This is a genomic window from Leptospira meyeri, from assembly GCF_004368965.1.
Taxonomy (GTDB): Bacteria; Spirochaetota; Leptospiria; order Leptospirales; family Leptospiraceae; genus Leptospira_A; species Leptospira_A meyeri.
In genome coordinates, this window is sequence record NZ_SORO01000003.1 from 1 (window position 1) to 12,899 (window position 12,899).

Genomic DNA, 12,899 nt, shown 5'->3' on the forward strand with positions numbered 1-12,899 from the left:
AAATAAGCTATTCAACAAGCTCTTAATCAATAGCTACATGACGTCGCATAACAGCGTCTTCCCGCTACGTTTCGGGACAAGCCCTCACTCGGCCTGCGGCAAATTGTCCTCCTGTCACTCGCATGCAGACGCAAGCTACGTGCCAGTCCCTAACGTCCCCTCCGGGACTCAGGGGCGGACAACTTCGGGAAGACTAATTCGTTATGCGCAAGCGATTTAGAAATTATTTATGGAAAGTTCAGAATTTAAAGAAAATATAAACTTAAAGGAAGCTTTAGCTTTATCACAAGAAGTACTCGGTGATATAGAATTATCTCGAATACCTTTAACTAACATCGCACTTAAAGCAAGTCGAATCGCAAGGTTGTTGAATGACATAGATTTTCAGAAAATATTTTCATATGAAGCAGCAGGATATCCAACTACCCCAAACGGAATTTCCGGAGAGATTTGGCAATTAATGCTAAAATCGAATCGAGTCTTCGAACAGAAAAAAAGTATCACGAATGAAATAGAATCGCTAGCCTATAGAAATAGTATATTAGAACTAGAAAATTTGCTCGATGCTTATAAACAGGGCATTGACGCTGCGAGAGATCCAGACCTATCTGTGTCTTCAGCAAATCCATCCCAACGAGTATTACTACCAACGGGAAATAAAGATGAACGAGCACGTTTAATATCGAACATAAGTACAACTTCGAGCCGATTATCAGAGCGAAGAAATTTTATATATCAATACGCACTTTCTAAATATAATGAACTAAGATTTTCCAAGATTAATGAAAATATTTTTGTCAGATACAGTTCCGGATTTATCGATATTATCGAAAAAATATTGCCTGAAGAATTACCGAAATTTTCAGCTATCTATAGTAATTTAGACTCCGATAATCCTGAGGATTGGGCAAATGCAGTTCATAGTTGCAGAAGGTTATTACAATCTGTTGCAGATAAGTTAATGCCCTCAACTGAAGATAGAAAAATTTCCTTACCAGATGGAAAAGAAAAGAAAATCCAAATGGGAAAAGACAAATTCATTAATAGGTTAATTTATTATATCGAAACAAAAAGTGACTCGGAGAGATTTCAAGAATTAATTGGAAGCGATCTAACGCATATTGGTGAAAGAATTGATAGTGTCTTTCAGGCATCACAGAAAGGATCGCATTCTTCTATAAAACGACAAGAAGCAGACAGATATGTGATACATACTTTTCTCTTACTCGGAGATATTCTTTCACTATAAATCGCCAGCGCATAACAGCGCCTTAACGCTTCGCATCGGGTCAAGCCCTCGCTCGGTCTGCGACACATAGGCTTCTGGCACTCCCCTTGCTTACGCAAGTGTCGTTCCAGTCCCTAACGTCCCGTCGGGACTCAGGGTCGGGGAACGTCGTTTACACTAGTTCGTTATGCGACATTTCAAAATTGTATGCCTCAAGACATGGGTAACACTTTTGTAGCAAGACATAGGTAACACTTTCTGGTTTCTCATCCCCTAGAACACCTTTTTAGGAGGGCTATGGGGATGCCTTGGAAGGAGAATCAGGTCGTGGATTTAAGATTGGAATTCGTCATGGCGAGCTTTGAGAAAGGAATCAATTTCACTCAGCTCTGTGCAGAGTATGGAATATCTACCAAGTGTGGATACAAATGGAAAGAAAGGTTTTTGAGTGAGGGAAAGGCTGGGCTTCTAGACAAGAAGAGAACTCCTAAGAACTCACCTAAGAAGATTCCTGAGGATGTCGTTCTTGAGCTCATCAAGCTCAAGAACAATAAGAAGTTTTGGGGTTCAAAGAAGATTCTCGAACTTTACAAAAGAAAGTTTCCGGATGTAAAACCTCCTGACAAATCAACTCTTGGTCGCATCTTTCAAAAAGCAGGACTTACCTTACCTAAGAAAAGAAAGAGAGTCAAACACTTCGGAGAAAGAATCTCGCAACCAGAAAAGTCTACTCACTCAAATCATATTTGGACTGTTGACTTCAAAGGATGGTGGTATACCGCTGATTCTGAGAAAGTAAATCCTCTCACTATCAGAGACGATTATTCCAAATACATTCTCTCCATCAAAACTCTGAGCAAAGGTGATATCCCGTCTGTTAAAGCCGAATTCAGTAGGTTATTTAAGATCTACGGGCTTCCTGAGATCATAAGGTCCGACAACGGACCTCCCTTTGCTTCTATGCAATCTCTACTCGGTCTCACAAAACTATCTGTTTGGTGGCTCTCTCTTGGAATTAAACTCGATCGTATTGAACCAGGAAAACCCTACCAAAATGGCGCTCATGAAAGAATGCACAAAGACATGGCTCGTGAACTACAACATGAGATCGTTGGGAACATTACATTACACCAAAAACTCTTCGATAAGTGGAGAATTGAATTTAACAGAGAAAGACCACATGAATCTCTTAACATGAAAACTCCGGAACAAGTCTATGTGAAATCAGAAAGACTATTTGATCCTAATGCCGATCTCTTACTCACTTACCCTTTTGGATTCAAGCAAAGACATGTCAATGATAGAGGTTACATCAACTGGCTAGGACATCTTGTCATGATCGGTAATCCGTTCAATGGGTTCAATGTCGGAATCAAAAGAGAGGGTGATCATTATTCTATCTGGTTTGCTAATAACAAATTAGGTATCATCGACAATGATTTCTTCTTGCTTAATTCTGATCCGGATTCATACAAAGATCATAAACCAAGAAAGGTTCCCAAGAAGCGTTACCCTTCTCGTGCCGCATAACCGTTACCTATCTATTGAAGTCATACCCAAATTAATTGCTAATAAATTTAACAATAATTTCTAGAAAAATAAGAATTTTATAGAAAATACTTATTGGAAATTTCGTTTTGAATTTAATAAATATATCGAGGAGAATCTTTAAATTGAAAGTATTCAAAATTCAATTAATGAGTTATTTTTTAACCATTCCCTACTTAGTATTATTTTTAACAAATTGTACTACAGATAGAGATAAAGAACAAAAACGTTGCCAAAATGCTAATAATATTCTTCAACTTTGTTTAATTATTAACCAAAACGATTCTAGATATTGCGACACTCAATCAGCTAGTGCTATTACAACGTGTCAAGCTGCAAAATAAAATTAAAAATAATGAATACACTATAATTTAAGAGTTCTTATTTTAATCTCTTTAATTTCAATTATTACAACAGGTTCACAAATGAACATAAACAAACTTAAATTCACCTTTTTATTATTTTTTATAATTATTAATTTTAATCTTTTCCCTATAAATCCAGAGAAGATTCATATTCTCATCTCTGAAGATAAAATCATGATAAATGAATGGAATATACCGGAAGAACTTGAATTAGATATTCTAGAGAGTAAAATTGGTAAATTTGACAGAAAAATCGAATCAGAAGAAAGTATTAAATATATATGGGATAATCTAGGCATAGTCGCAAAATTTACTAAAAATTCAAAATATCTAAACAAGCTTACTGTCTACTATGTAACTGCTTTAAAAAATGATGAGCCTAAAGAAATTTATAAAGGAAAAATGAATTTTTATAGTTCTGATCCAAACCAAAAAATTGAAACTACTTATAAAGGTTGGTTTTGTCGATTTAAAATAGGAAATCGAAGTTTATACGGTATCTGTAAAGGGGAAAATAGAAATCTAGAACAGATAGATATTCTATCTAAATAAATTGAATTTGAAAAAGTTTTGAATTCTATTTAGACGTCGCATAACAGCGACTTACCTCTACGCTTCGGGACTTCGCCCTTGCTCGGGCTACGCCAAATTCCCCTTCTGGCATTCGCCTTGCGTTCGCAAGCTACATGCCAGTCCCTAACGTCCCGTTCGGCCAGCCTACGTCGGTTAGTCTAGTTCGTTAGCTGAAATGTGGCAACTTGATAGAAGAAATGGAAATTAACCTGTACGAATTTAGTAAGAATAAAAAGCATCACTGATCCGCAAACTGGACAATCATTCAATGTGATAATGTGACGAATTAAGACCCTTTTCCCAAAAAGGAAGAACGAAAATGGGAAACTGCATCGAAAAAAACCCAAATTAATACTTCATTTCAGGATTTCATATCACTTCTTCTGAAAAAATAAATCTTTGCAACTAAATAATAGTTGCAAAGTGATGCAAAATTTGTATAATTTCCATAAGTGTCAAAAATTCATAAGCTAATTGCAAGGTTTAAGGCTAAACCAAAAGATTTTACTTATGATGAGCTGAGAAAATTACTAGGGGCATTAGATTATCTAGAAGACAATTCTGGAAAGTCTTCGGGGTCTAGGGTCGCATGGGTTCATTCAAAAACTAAGCACATAATAAGACTCCACAAGCCGCATCCTCAAAACATCCTTAAGGCTTACCAGGTTTCGCAAATTTTTGATGAATTAATCGCGGAAGGTTATATCCAATGAAAGACATTATCGAATACAAAGGTTTCCTAGGATCTCTACATTTTGATTCGGATGATGAGATTTTTTTTGGGAAGATTGAAGGCATTGAAGATCTCATTTCTTTTGAAGGCCAGTCTGTTAAAGAAATCAAAAAAGCATTTACCGAATCCGTTGATGATTACCTGGAATTATGCAAGAAAGCAAAAAAAAGTCCTGAAAAATCTTTCAAAGGATCATTCAATGTTAGAATTTCTACCGATTTACATAGACGTGTTTATCGCAAATCTTTAATTGAAGGGATTTCGCTTAATCAATTAGTTCAACGCGCTTTGGAAAAAGAAATAGATACTAGAACGCCACACTTCAGCTAACTACGGGGAAACGCTTCGCTGCGGCACTTACGGCCTTGCTCGGTCTACGACACATTGTCCTCCGTCACGCTTCTCGCTCTGCAAGAAGACGCGCCGACGCTAACGCCTCCTACGGAGGCTCAGCTACGGACAACGTCGTCTCCACTAGTTCGTTATGCGAAAATTTTCGGGCGCTTCTATTTTAATAAATTGCGAGCGTCCATGCTCGCTAAAATAGCAAAAAAAAGTTGTTGTTACCAATTCGGGAACATGTCCTTATTGATTTGTGAGGGTTATTTCTAGAAAAATACTGAGAGATTTCTACTCTATTCCCAAATACTCGGACTCTAAAATTCCGATCGAAGTTTGGTTTAAAGAGACTTCGAAAGCTTTCTGGAAATCTCCTTCTGATGTTAAAGAAAAATACAGAAATGCTAGTTTCCTTAAGGATAATAGAATCGTTTTCAATATACATGGAAACAAATACAGATTAATTATAAAGGTTCACTATAATCTACAAACTGTATTTATAAGGTTTATAGGAACTCACGAACAATATGATAAAATCAATGCTGAGGTGATTTAAATGAACATTAAGCCTATTAAAAATCAAAAAGATCACTTAGATGCTCTATCAGAGATTGAAAAACTCTGGGATGCAAAGAAAAATACACCCGAATACGACAAATTAGATATTCTTATTACATTAGTTGATGCTTACGAGACTAAACACTACCCGATTGATGATCCGGATCCAATCGAAGCTTTAAAATCTGTTATGGATGACATGAACATGAAAAGTGTTGATTTAGGAAATCTCATAGGTGGACGTAGTCGTGCCACTGAAATCTTAAATCGGAAAAGAAAGCTTACTTTAGAAATGATTAGAAAGATTAATCAAAATCTTGGAATCCCTACAGACATTCTTGTAAAAGAATATAAAGTCAAAACTTCTAAGACAGGAAGAAAAAGAACGCCATCCGTGGCGTAATTAGTTTTCTAAACCCGAAAACTTCGCATAACAGCGTGGAAACGCTGCGCTTCGGCACTCACGGCCTCGTTCGGACTGCGACACATAGGCTTCTGGCACTCCCCTTGCCTGCGCAAGTTTCGTGGCCAGTCCCTAACGTCCCGTTCGGGACTCAGGGTCAGGGAACTTCGGTAAGTCTAGTTCGTTATACGAAATTGCTGTAAAACATTAGTTTGAACAAAAAAAACGATATTTTCAGAAAATTCATTCAAAATGATATGAAAATAGTTTGATTTTTACTTTTCTAGAACAAAAAATTTGATGTATCCGATCATGAAATCTCTAAGTTTTCAAATCCCAGACCAAATAGACCTAAATGAATATGATTTCAAAATGGCTATGGCTGTTAAATTATATGAGACTGGTAAAATATCCATTGGGCAAGCTGCTGATATCGTTAACCTATCAAAGTCTTCTCTAATTGATGTGATGAAAAACTATGGGTCTTCTATTCTATTTGGATACTCTATCGATGATCTTAAAACTGATTTAGAGAATGCCTGACGTTATCTCTAACACAAGTTGCTTAATACTTCTTTCAAAAATCCAACAATTTGGTATTTTAAAAAGCTTATATAATACAGTCATCATTACTGATACAGTTAAGACTGAATTTGGTGAAAATATTCCTGACTTTATAAAAATCAAAAATCCTACCCAAGAATTTTCTGTTAAGTCTCTTGAACAAATTTTAGATAGCGGAGAAGCAACAACCATTGCTTTGGCACTAGAATCAAAAAACTCTCTCGTAATATTGGATGACCTAAAGGCCAGAAAAATAGCAAAGAATCTTGGATTAAAAATAACCGGAACTCTAGGAATTTTAGCAAAAGCGAAAAAATTAGGTATAATAAAAGATTTAGAGAAACAAATTGATGAACTTCAAAAAAAGGGAATCTGGATCTCCGAATCAGTCCTAACCGAAATTCGAAAAATAAACAACTCAAACTACTAAAAGCAGCAACTTCGTATAACAGCGGGGAAACGCTTCGCTGCGGCACTTACGGCCTTGCTCGGTCTACGACACATTGTCCTCCGTCACGCTTCTCGCCACGCAAGAAGGCGCACCCACGCTAACGCCTCCTTCAGAGGCTCAGCTAAACGAAACGTCGGTAAGCCTAATTCGTTATACGACATTTCAACAAATGAAAACATTTTTAATTCAAATTATAATATTAAGTTCCTCAATCTTGAAAGCTCAAGAATCAATTTCCCTTAACATAATAAATGAAAAGACGAGATTATATGAAAAACCGAGCTTCAGCGCAAAATCAATTGAAATGTTAAATGAAGGTTCTGAGTTGGAGGTATTAGATTTCGATAATAAAATACAAAAAAACAATGGGATGAATGGAATTTGGATCAAAATCGAATACCCATTTGGTTGGATTTTCTCATCAAATTTAAATATAGATACGTCTCTCGATGTTTCTTGCGATTTCAACTTTAACAGTGTTAGAAAGCTTTCCTTCAATAATTTTGAAATTATATTCTTAAAAAAACAACTCGTAATCTTATCTTCGTTTGACTTAGGAAATAGTTTCAATCAACAAATTGGAACATGGAAATGGGAAGAAAACAGAATAGTTAGTAGCGTAAAATTCACTGATTCTACGATGACAGACTGCTAAAATATCTGCTATGAATCCGAAAATAATGCTAAATGTAAATTAGAATGTAAACGAGATTCAATGAACAAATTCGGAAAATTATTTGTGGAAGCAGATATAGAATTCGAATTAATTTCAATTAATAATAAACCAAGTTTGATATTTAAAAAAATTAAAGAGTATAATTTAAAGAAGAATACCTTTTTTAGCAAATTTGGTATTATAGAAAATAAAAGATATAACGCAATTTGTCCTAAAAGTTGAAACGTCGCATAACAGCGCCTTCCCGCTTCACTTCGGGACTTATTCCATCACTTTGATTTATCATAAATAAACTTGAAGAAAAGGGGCAAAAAATCGTTCCTTATGATTAATTTAAATTTTTAGCCAACATAAATAAAAGAATCTCTCTACACTCGTAAGCAACAAGCTATCTATTCTTTGATAACAAGATACTTTTACCAAAATTTACAATTGGAAAGAAGACTCAATACGAAGCTGATTTAAGCAAAAGCGGAAAAGTTCAAAGGCTTCTTTCTTCCCTTTGTGTAATAAATTGATTTTTCAGCTTTACATTTTAGCACCCAAAGCTCGTTATAACCAGACCTGTTTGTAGCAAATTATGGGAGAACAACACCAAAAATTACAAATGCTAATTGCAGAAGAAAATTAAGGTCAATAATTAGTGATCGGTAAAAGTATGAATATTCGAATATTCATTATCAAAGATAAGGAAATTATAGAAAATGAGTATAAAAAAGAAGTTATCCCCAAAACAAGCAGAAGATCTTATCAAGATATTAAAAGAACGATTCGAAACAAATATGAGTCGTCATCAGAATTTGATGTGGACGGAAATACAAAAAAAAATTGAAAAAAACTCCCAAAAACTCTGGTCTCTTTTTGAAATGGAAAGGACAGGAGGTGAACCTGATGTTATCAAGTATGACCAGAAAAGTAACGGATATCTCTTCTGCGATTGTTCGAAAGAAACTCCCAAAGACAGGAGAAGTCTTTGTTATGATAGGAAAGCTTTGGATTCTAGAAAAGAAAATAAACCAAAGAATAGTGTTATCGATTTAGCTAGTACAATGGGGATAGAATTACTTACTGAAGAACAATACAGATACCTGCAATCTTTGGAAAACTTCGACACTAAAACATCCAGCTGGATTTTTACACCAACGAATATCAGAGACCTAGGTGGAGCTCTTTTTGCAGATTTTCGTTATGGCCAAGTATTTATCTACCACAATGGAGCTGAATCCTACTATGCAGCCAGAGGATTTCGGGGTTCTATCTGGGTTTAAAAACAAAACGAATAAATTTTTAAAAGAATCAATACTATATGATACAAAATTGCATTAATTTTTTTTTAGCTCTCCTTCTTTTTTCGAATTGTTTTGGAGAATTAGAAATATTAAATTCAGACAATAACAAGAAGACTAAAAGTCAAAAAAATGCAGAAGTCGCTTGTGCGTTAGCTCAGAACACTTACTTTAGTAGTTGTGTTTCTAATAAGCATAGTGCATCATACTGTTCTGCTTTATATGGGCAATGTACATTAGCCTGCGCACTAACACAATCTGCATTTGCAATCGGTTGTGGCTTATAAGAAGTCATGTCAAATTTGTTTATCAATCAATTGATTCCAATAGAAGATTATCAGTTGGAATGGGAAAATTTCTTGGCTCCTAAAACCTCTTATGATCAAGCTCAAAAACAAAATGGTAAACTTGGACTTGCAATAAAGCCAAATGATGTCTTTTGGTATTTAAGAGAAATAGAAAATAAGGTTTTACTCTCCTCTGGCCAATGGGGAACAAAACAATCATTTGCAAATCGATTAATCACAACAACACAATCCGAACACCTATACTCTTCTTCTTTCTGGAAGAAATTCTCAGCAAATCGATGTTTAATTCCTGTTACAGCTTATTTTGAATGGCAAATGCAAATGAATGGAAAAAAACATAAGTTTAAAATAGAATTTAAAGACAAAAAATCATACTTTGGAGGAATCTGGGGACCACTACCTGAAAGTATGACTTGGGTCACAATTCTTACTCAAACTGCAAATGCGAAAACAGCGGAAATTCATAATTATGGGGATAATAAACATAGACAACCAATCGTAATCCGAAAAGTAAATCAAAAGTTATGGCTAAACTCAAAAGTAAACTCTGAATTGGAGGTAAAAAATTTAATTACGCAGTTCAAGGAGGATGACATAACCACAGAGGATTTAGACTATGAACAAACATTATTTAATTGATCATGTAGCCTGTAAAACTATTCCTGGCATACTGAGATAATTAGGTAGAGATTCAATACGATGCATCCATTTTCTTATATTTTTATATTCTAATAGATCTACATTACCTTGATGACACAACGCGATATATGGATAAATAGCAATATCTGCAATACTCAAGCTCTCAGTTGCCAACCAATTTTTCGAAATTAATCTTTTTTCTAACAAATTGAGAAGATTTTCAGTAACCTGTTTTGCTTCTCCTAAATTGATTTCGCGTCCAAGCAAATAATGTATTCTTAAAGCACCAGGACCACGTGAGACTTCATTTGCAGCAGTTGAAAGCCAAGAAACTATTTCCGCTGACTTCGCAGGATCGTTGGGAAACCAATGTTCGTCTCCGTAAGCACGAGCCAAATATACCAAAATCGCTTGGCTATCTCGAATGACCATATTTCCATCTTTTAGCACCGGAACTTGTCCAAAAGGGTTCAATTCCAGGAAATTCTCCGATTTATGTTCTTTGTCGGCTGGGTTAAACATTCGACTTTCATATTTCAGATTCAAAAATGATAACATTAGCCTTATCTTGTAGCTATTTCCAGACAGAGAAAACTCGAATAATTCAATCATATCCATTTCAATACCAACTGCCCGTAAGGGTTGGCAATGATTTTTTTGAATTATATTGCTAGAATCGTAAAAACCAAATTTAGAAATATTCAGACTTTAACAAAAAAAAATGATCATTAAGCTTTAATATAAATTTACCTCTTAACTTCATCGCCAAAGACCATTCGGAATTGTTTCAATAAAATCAAAAAAGTTTTTCTATTCTTCTCCGGCATTGTACTCAGTATAGGATCAAAGTGTAATAATATTTTTTTTGGTAAAACTTTTTCCAATGATTTTCCTTTTGCAGAAAGGCTGATCAGTGTTGATCTTTTATCAAGTTTAGAAACCTCAATTTGGATCAGACCTGCCAGTTTCATACGGCGAATCATCTTCGAGGCAGAAGGAGCATCTTGTAAGGTCAATTCAATGATCTGTTTTTGACTTAAAGTACCCTTTTGCCAAAGCATTGCCAATACCTGCCACTGCTCAGGGGATAATTGGAAATCTTTGAGACAACGAATCAATTCCCTTCTAAAAAGCAGGGCAACACGGTTTAAATTAAATCCAATTTGATCATCAAGTAAAAACATAATATTGATTAGGATTCTACATGTCCAATTACTTGTCCAGACAATTAAACATTGACAACCAAGACCTTCTCCTTTTTAATAGTCTGGACAAGTAATTGGGAGCTTAAAATGAAACAAATCGATTTGGTTTTTCGTATGTTATTAGGAATAGTTTTTATTCTCTTCGGGATTAGTAAATTCTACGCTTTTATGCCAACACCACCGATGTCACCAGCAGCGGCAAATTTTATTGCCGCAATCATTTCCACCGGCTATTTATGGCAACTCGTTGGCTTTTTAGAAATTTGCGGAGGACTATTAGTCATCTACCAAAAAACGACAGTTCCTGGACTAATGATCTTAGCTCCAATCACTGTAAATATCACATTCTATTTAGGTTTTTTGCAATATACTATCGGTCCTGCTCCCTTCATTATGATATTGTTTTTGTTATCTAGCATCAGTTTCTTGGCTTGGGAAAGAAGAAAACAATGGTTAACGCTGTTTTACAATCAATCGCCTTAACAAAAAAATAATCTTATAATAACAAGTTTTGAAATCAGGGTAACTTGGAAAGAAACCCTGATTTTATTAATTCAAGTCATCGATCTTTATATCATTAGGAGATGGCCTACCTACTCCTTGTTCAATCGAATCTTTCAAACTCAATAAAAATATTGCCCATTTCATACTACAATGAGCAGTAAATTCTGACTCTCTTTTCCAATCTTGATGACGGAAATAGATAATTGTCATGTTTCCGCCATCTGGAGCTTGTCCAATATTCCATTGAAAATCGATATGAGAACCAATCCAATCCTCTGGACCAGAAATACATTCCCATAATACTCGTTTAGCATTAATTACCTGAACTTTCATTTCCATAGCGTTTCCATGTCCGAATCCAAAAAATATCGATTCCCCCCTGGAAGATTGCCCTGTTGAAAAATTTCCATCGACTTCCTTTGTCCACCAATTTGATAAACCTACTTTTGTTGTGAGAGCGGTCAATACTTCCTCTTCGGAAGATTTAACGCCTATTTTGTGATATATCCCATTCATACAGTCCCTCTTTTAATTCTATGATTCAAAAATCGCATTGATTCCTATTTTATTCCCAAAGATTTTTTCCCATCCAAGTATCTAAAGCGTCGAGAATGCAAGACCAACCATGATGATGCATCTTAACTTGGATATCAGTGGTTAATTCTTCTTGGATCAGTGTTATCAATGTTTTAGTTTTTTGTTGCGAGTCCTTTCTACTTAATCCAAAATCGTCTTTTATTTCTTCAAATGTAATTGTTACTAGTGTATCTTTGTTTTCCGTAGCTTGGGAACGCCATGTAAAAACTAATTTAGTGGGTTCTTCTATTTTAATATATTCACCTTCGTGCGGGAGAATTTTCCCATTGAGAGACATATTGATTAAAAATTTTCCACCTGGCCTTGCATCCAAAGTAGCGGACTCGATACCGATACCCTCACCTGATAAAAACCAACGTGAAAAATCTTCTGCATTAAGCCATGCACGAAAGAGTTTTGATGGCTCAGCGTTAATTCTTTTTTCTACTTTTAATACCTTGGGATTCATTTTCTTTCTCCTCAATAAATGCTTCAAGTCTTGCCAATTTATTTATCCAAAATTCTTGGTGATATGTAATCCAATCAGTTGCTTCTGAAATAGTTTGATTTAGCAATTCCAAACGAAAACTACGACCATCTTCTGGAGCACGAACTTTTCGAATCAGTTGCGCTTCAGCCAACACTTCGATATGTTTAGCAACCCCGGCAAATGACATAGCAAATGGCTCTGCAAGCTCAGAAATGCTTAAGGGTCCTTTACGCAGCCGTTCCAACATCTGCCTTCTGGAATGATCAGCAAGTGCAGCAAAAACTCGATCCAAGACCTGCTCTTTCTTTTTTAATTCAACCATTTAGTTGAATAAACTCTTTTCCTTTTTTTTGTCAATTATTATACTATATGGTTGAATATTTTTTAAACGAGAGGTAAAGAGAGGCAAAAACCTTTATTTTGGATATTTCATTAAAAGGGAATTGTCCGATA

The 12,899-nt window shown here is 35.3% G+C and carries 18 protein-coding genes; 13 read left to right on the forward strand and 5 right to left on the reverse strand.

The window, feature by feature from the left end:
- Positions 1 to 229 precede the first annotated feature (229 nt).
- The 12 genes from CLV96_RS19845 (at position 230) to CLV96_RS16110 (ending at position 9,671) form a co-directional block, all read left to right on the forward strand.
- Positions 230 to 1,249, forward strand: a complete 1,020-nt coding sequence (locus tag CLV96_RS19845; RefSeq protein ID WP_004787658.1) for an AbiTii domain-containing protein — start codon at positions 230 to 232, stop codon at positions 1,247 to 1,249.
- A 330-nt stretch (positions 1,250 to 1,579) separates the two neighbouring features.
- Positions 1,580 to 2,758 carry an integrase core domain-containing protein gene (locus CLV96_RS16060; protein ID WP_243836519.1) on the forward strand — a complete coding sequence of 393 codons (1,179 nt, stop codon included), beginning with the start codon at positions 1,580 to 1,582 and terminating at the stop codon, positions 2,756 to 2,758.
- A 443-nt stretch (positions 2,759 to 3,201) separates the two neighbouring features.
- Positions 3,202 to 3,693, forward strand: a complete 492-nt coding sequence (locus tag CLV96_RS16065; RefSeq protein ID WP_004785318.1) for a DUF7738 domain-containing protein — start codon at positions 3,202 to 3,204, stop codon at positions 3,691 to 3,693.
- A 473-nt stretch (positions 3,694 to 4,166) separates the two neighbouring features.
- Entirely contained in the window at positions 4,167 to 4,427 is a 261-nt protein-coding gene (locus tag CLV96_RS16070; RefSeq protein WP_040917029.1) for a type II toxin-antitoxin system HicA family toxin, read from the forward strand.
- Positions 4,424 to 4,777: a type II toxin-antitoxin system HicB family antitoxin gene (locus CLV96_RS16075; protein WP_004784342.1), complete on the forward strand. Its 354-nt coding sequence runs from the start codon at positions 4,424 to 4,426 to the stop codon at positions 4,775 to 4,777. Before CLV96_RS16070 ends, CLV96_RS16075 begins: the two co-directional genes overlap by 4 nt.
- Positions 4,778 to 5,042: 265 nt before the next feature.
- A complete protein-coding gene (locus tag CLV96_RS16080) occupies positions 5,043 to 5,342 on the forward strand; it encodes a type II toxin-antitoxin system HigB family toxin (RefSeq protein WP_040917031.1) in 300 nt (99 codons plus the stop codon).
- Positions 5,343 to 5,747 (forward strand): helix-turn-helix domain-containing protein, encoded by a 405-nt coding sequence (locus CLV96_RS16085; RefSeq protein WP_004787073.1) that lies wholly within the window; start codon positions 5,343 to 5,345, stop codon positions 5,745 to 5,747.
- 312 nt (positions 5,748 to 6,059) lie between these two features.
- Positions 6,060 to 6,290, forward strand: coding sequence for a UPF0175 family protein (locus CLV96_RS16090; protein ID WP_243836520.1), 231 nt, complete (start codon positions 6,060 to 6,062; stop codon positions 6,288 to 6,290).
- Positions 6,283 to 6,741 carry a PIN domain-containing protein gene (locus CLV96_RS16095; RefSeq protein ID WP_004786339.1) on the forward strand — a complete coding sequence of 153 codons (459 nt, stop codon included), beginning with the start codon at positions 6,283 to 6,285 and terminating at the stop codon, positions 6,739 to 6,741. The genes CLV96_RS16090 and CLV96_RS16095 overlap by 8 nt, the downstream gene beginning before the upstream one ends.
- 190 nt (positions 6,742 to 6,931) lie before the next feature.
- Complete coding sequence (locus CLV96_RS16100) at positions 6,932 to 7,417, forward strand: SH3 domain-containing protein (RefSeq protein ID WP_134152047.1); 486 nt, start codon at positions 6,932 to 6,934, stop codon at positions 7,415 to 7,417.
- Between the two features lie 725 nt (positions 7,418 to 8,142).
- On the forward strand, positions 8,143 to 8,706 hold the full coding sequence (locus tag CLV96_RS16105; protein ID WP_004784425.1) for a DUF4256 domain-containing protein: 564 nt from the start codon (positions 8,143 to 8,145) through the stop codon (positions 8,704 to 8,706).
- Positions 8,707 to 9,017: 311 nt separating this feature from the next.
- The gene (locus CLV96_RS16110; protein ID WP_004786691.1) at positions 9,018 to 9,671 is read left to right on the forward strand and encodes an SOS response-associated peptidase family protein; all 654 of its coding nucleotides are present in this window, start codon (positions 9,018 to 9,020) and stop codon (positions 9,669 to 9,671) included.
- Here the strand turns inward: CLV96_RS16110 and CLV96_RS16115 are convergent, their stop codons facing one another.
- Positions 9,672 to 10,289 carry a glutathione S-transferase family protein gene (locus tag CLV96_RS16115; RefSeq protein ID WP_004787531.1) on the reverse strand — a complete coding sequence of 206 codons (618 nt, stop codon included), beginning with the start codon at positions 10,287 to 10,289 and terminating at the stop codon, positions 9,672 to 9,674.
- Positions 10,290 to 10,417: 128 nt separating this feature from the next.
- The gene (locus CLV96_RS16120) at positions 10,418 to 10,855 is read right to left on the reverse strand and encodes a MarR family winged helix-turn-helix transcriptional regulator (RefSeq protein ID WP_004785155.1); all 438 of its coding nucleotides are present in this window, start codon (positions 10,853 to 10,855) and stop codon (positions 10,418 to 10,420) included.
- Between the two features lie 108 nt (positions 10,856 to 10,963).
- Here CLV96_RS16120 and CLV96_RS16125 point away from each other — a divergent pair, with 108 nt between their 5' ends.
- Positions 10,964 to 11,359, forward strand: coding sequence for a DoxX family membrane protein (locus tag CLV96_RS16125; protein WP_004786055.1), 396 nt, complete (start codon positions 10,964 to 10,966; stop codon positions 11,357 to 11,359).
- A 66-nt stretch (positions 11,360 to 11,425) separates the two neighbouring features.
- Here CLV96_RS16125 and CLV96_RS16130 read toward each other — a convergent pair whose 3' ends face one another.
- The 3 genes from CLV96_RS16130 to CLV96_RS16140 are packed head-to-tail and all read right to left on the reverse strand — an operon-like array spanning position 11,426 to position 12,768.
- Positions 11,426 to 11,896 carry an SRPBCC family protein gene (locus tag CLV96_RS16130; RefSeq protein ID WP_004786712.1) on the reverse strand — a complete coding sequence of 157 codons (471 nt, stop codon included), beginning with the start codon at positions 11,894 to 11,896 and terminating at the stop codon, positions 11,426 to 11,428.
- Between the two features lie 49 nt (positions 11,897 to 11,945).
- Positions 11,946 to 12,425, reverse strand: a complete 480-nt coding sequence (locus CLV96_RS16135) for an SRPBCC family protein (protein WP_004785042.1) — start codon at positions 12,423 to 12,425, stop codon at positions 11,946 to 11,948.
- Entirely contained in the window at positions 12,388 to 12,768 is a 381-nt protein-coding gene (locus CLV96_RS16140) for an ArsR/SmtB family transcription factor (RefSeq protein WP_004786153.1), read from the reverse strand. Before CLV96_RS16140 ends, CLV96_RS16135 begins: the two co-directional genes overlap by 38 nt.
- Positions 12,769 to 12,899 lie beyond the last annotated feature (131 nt).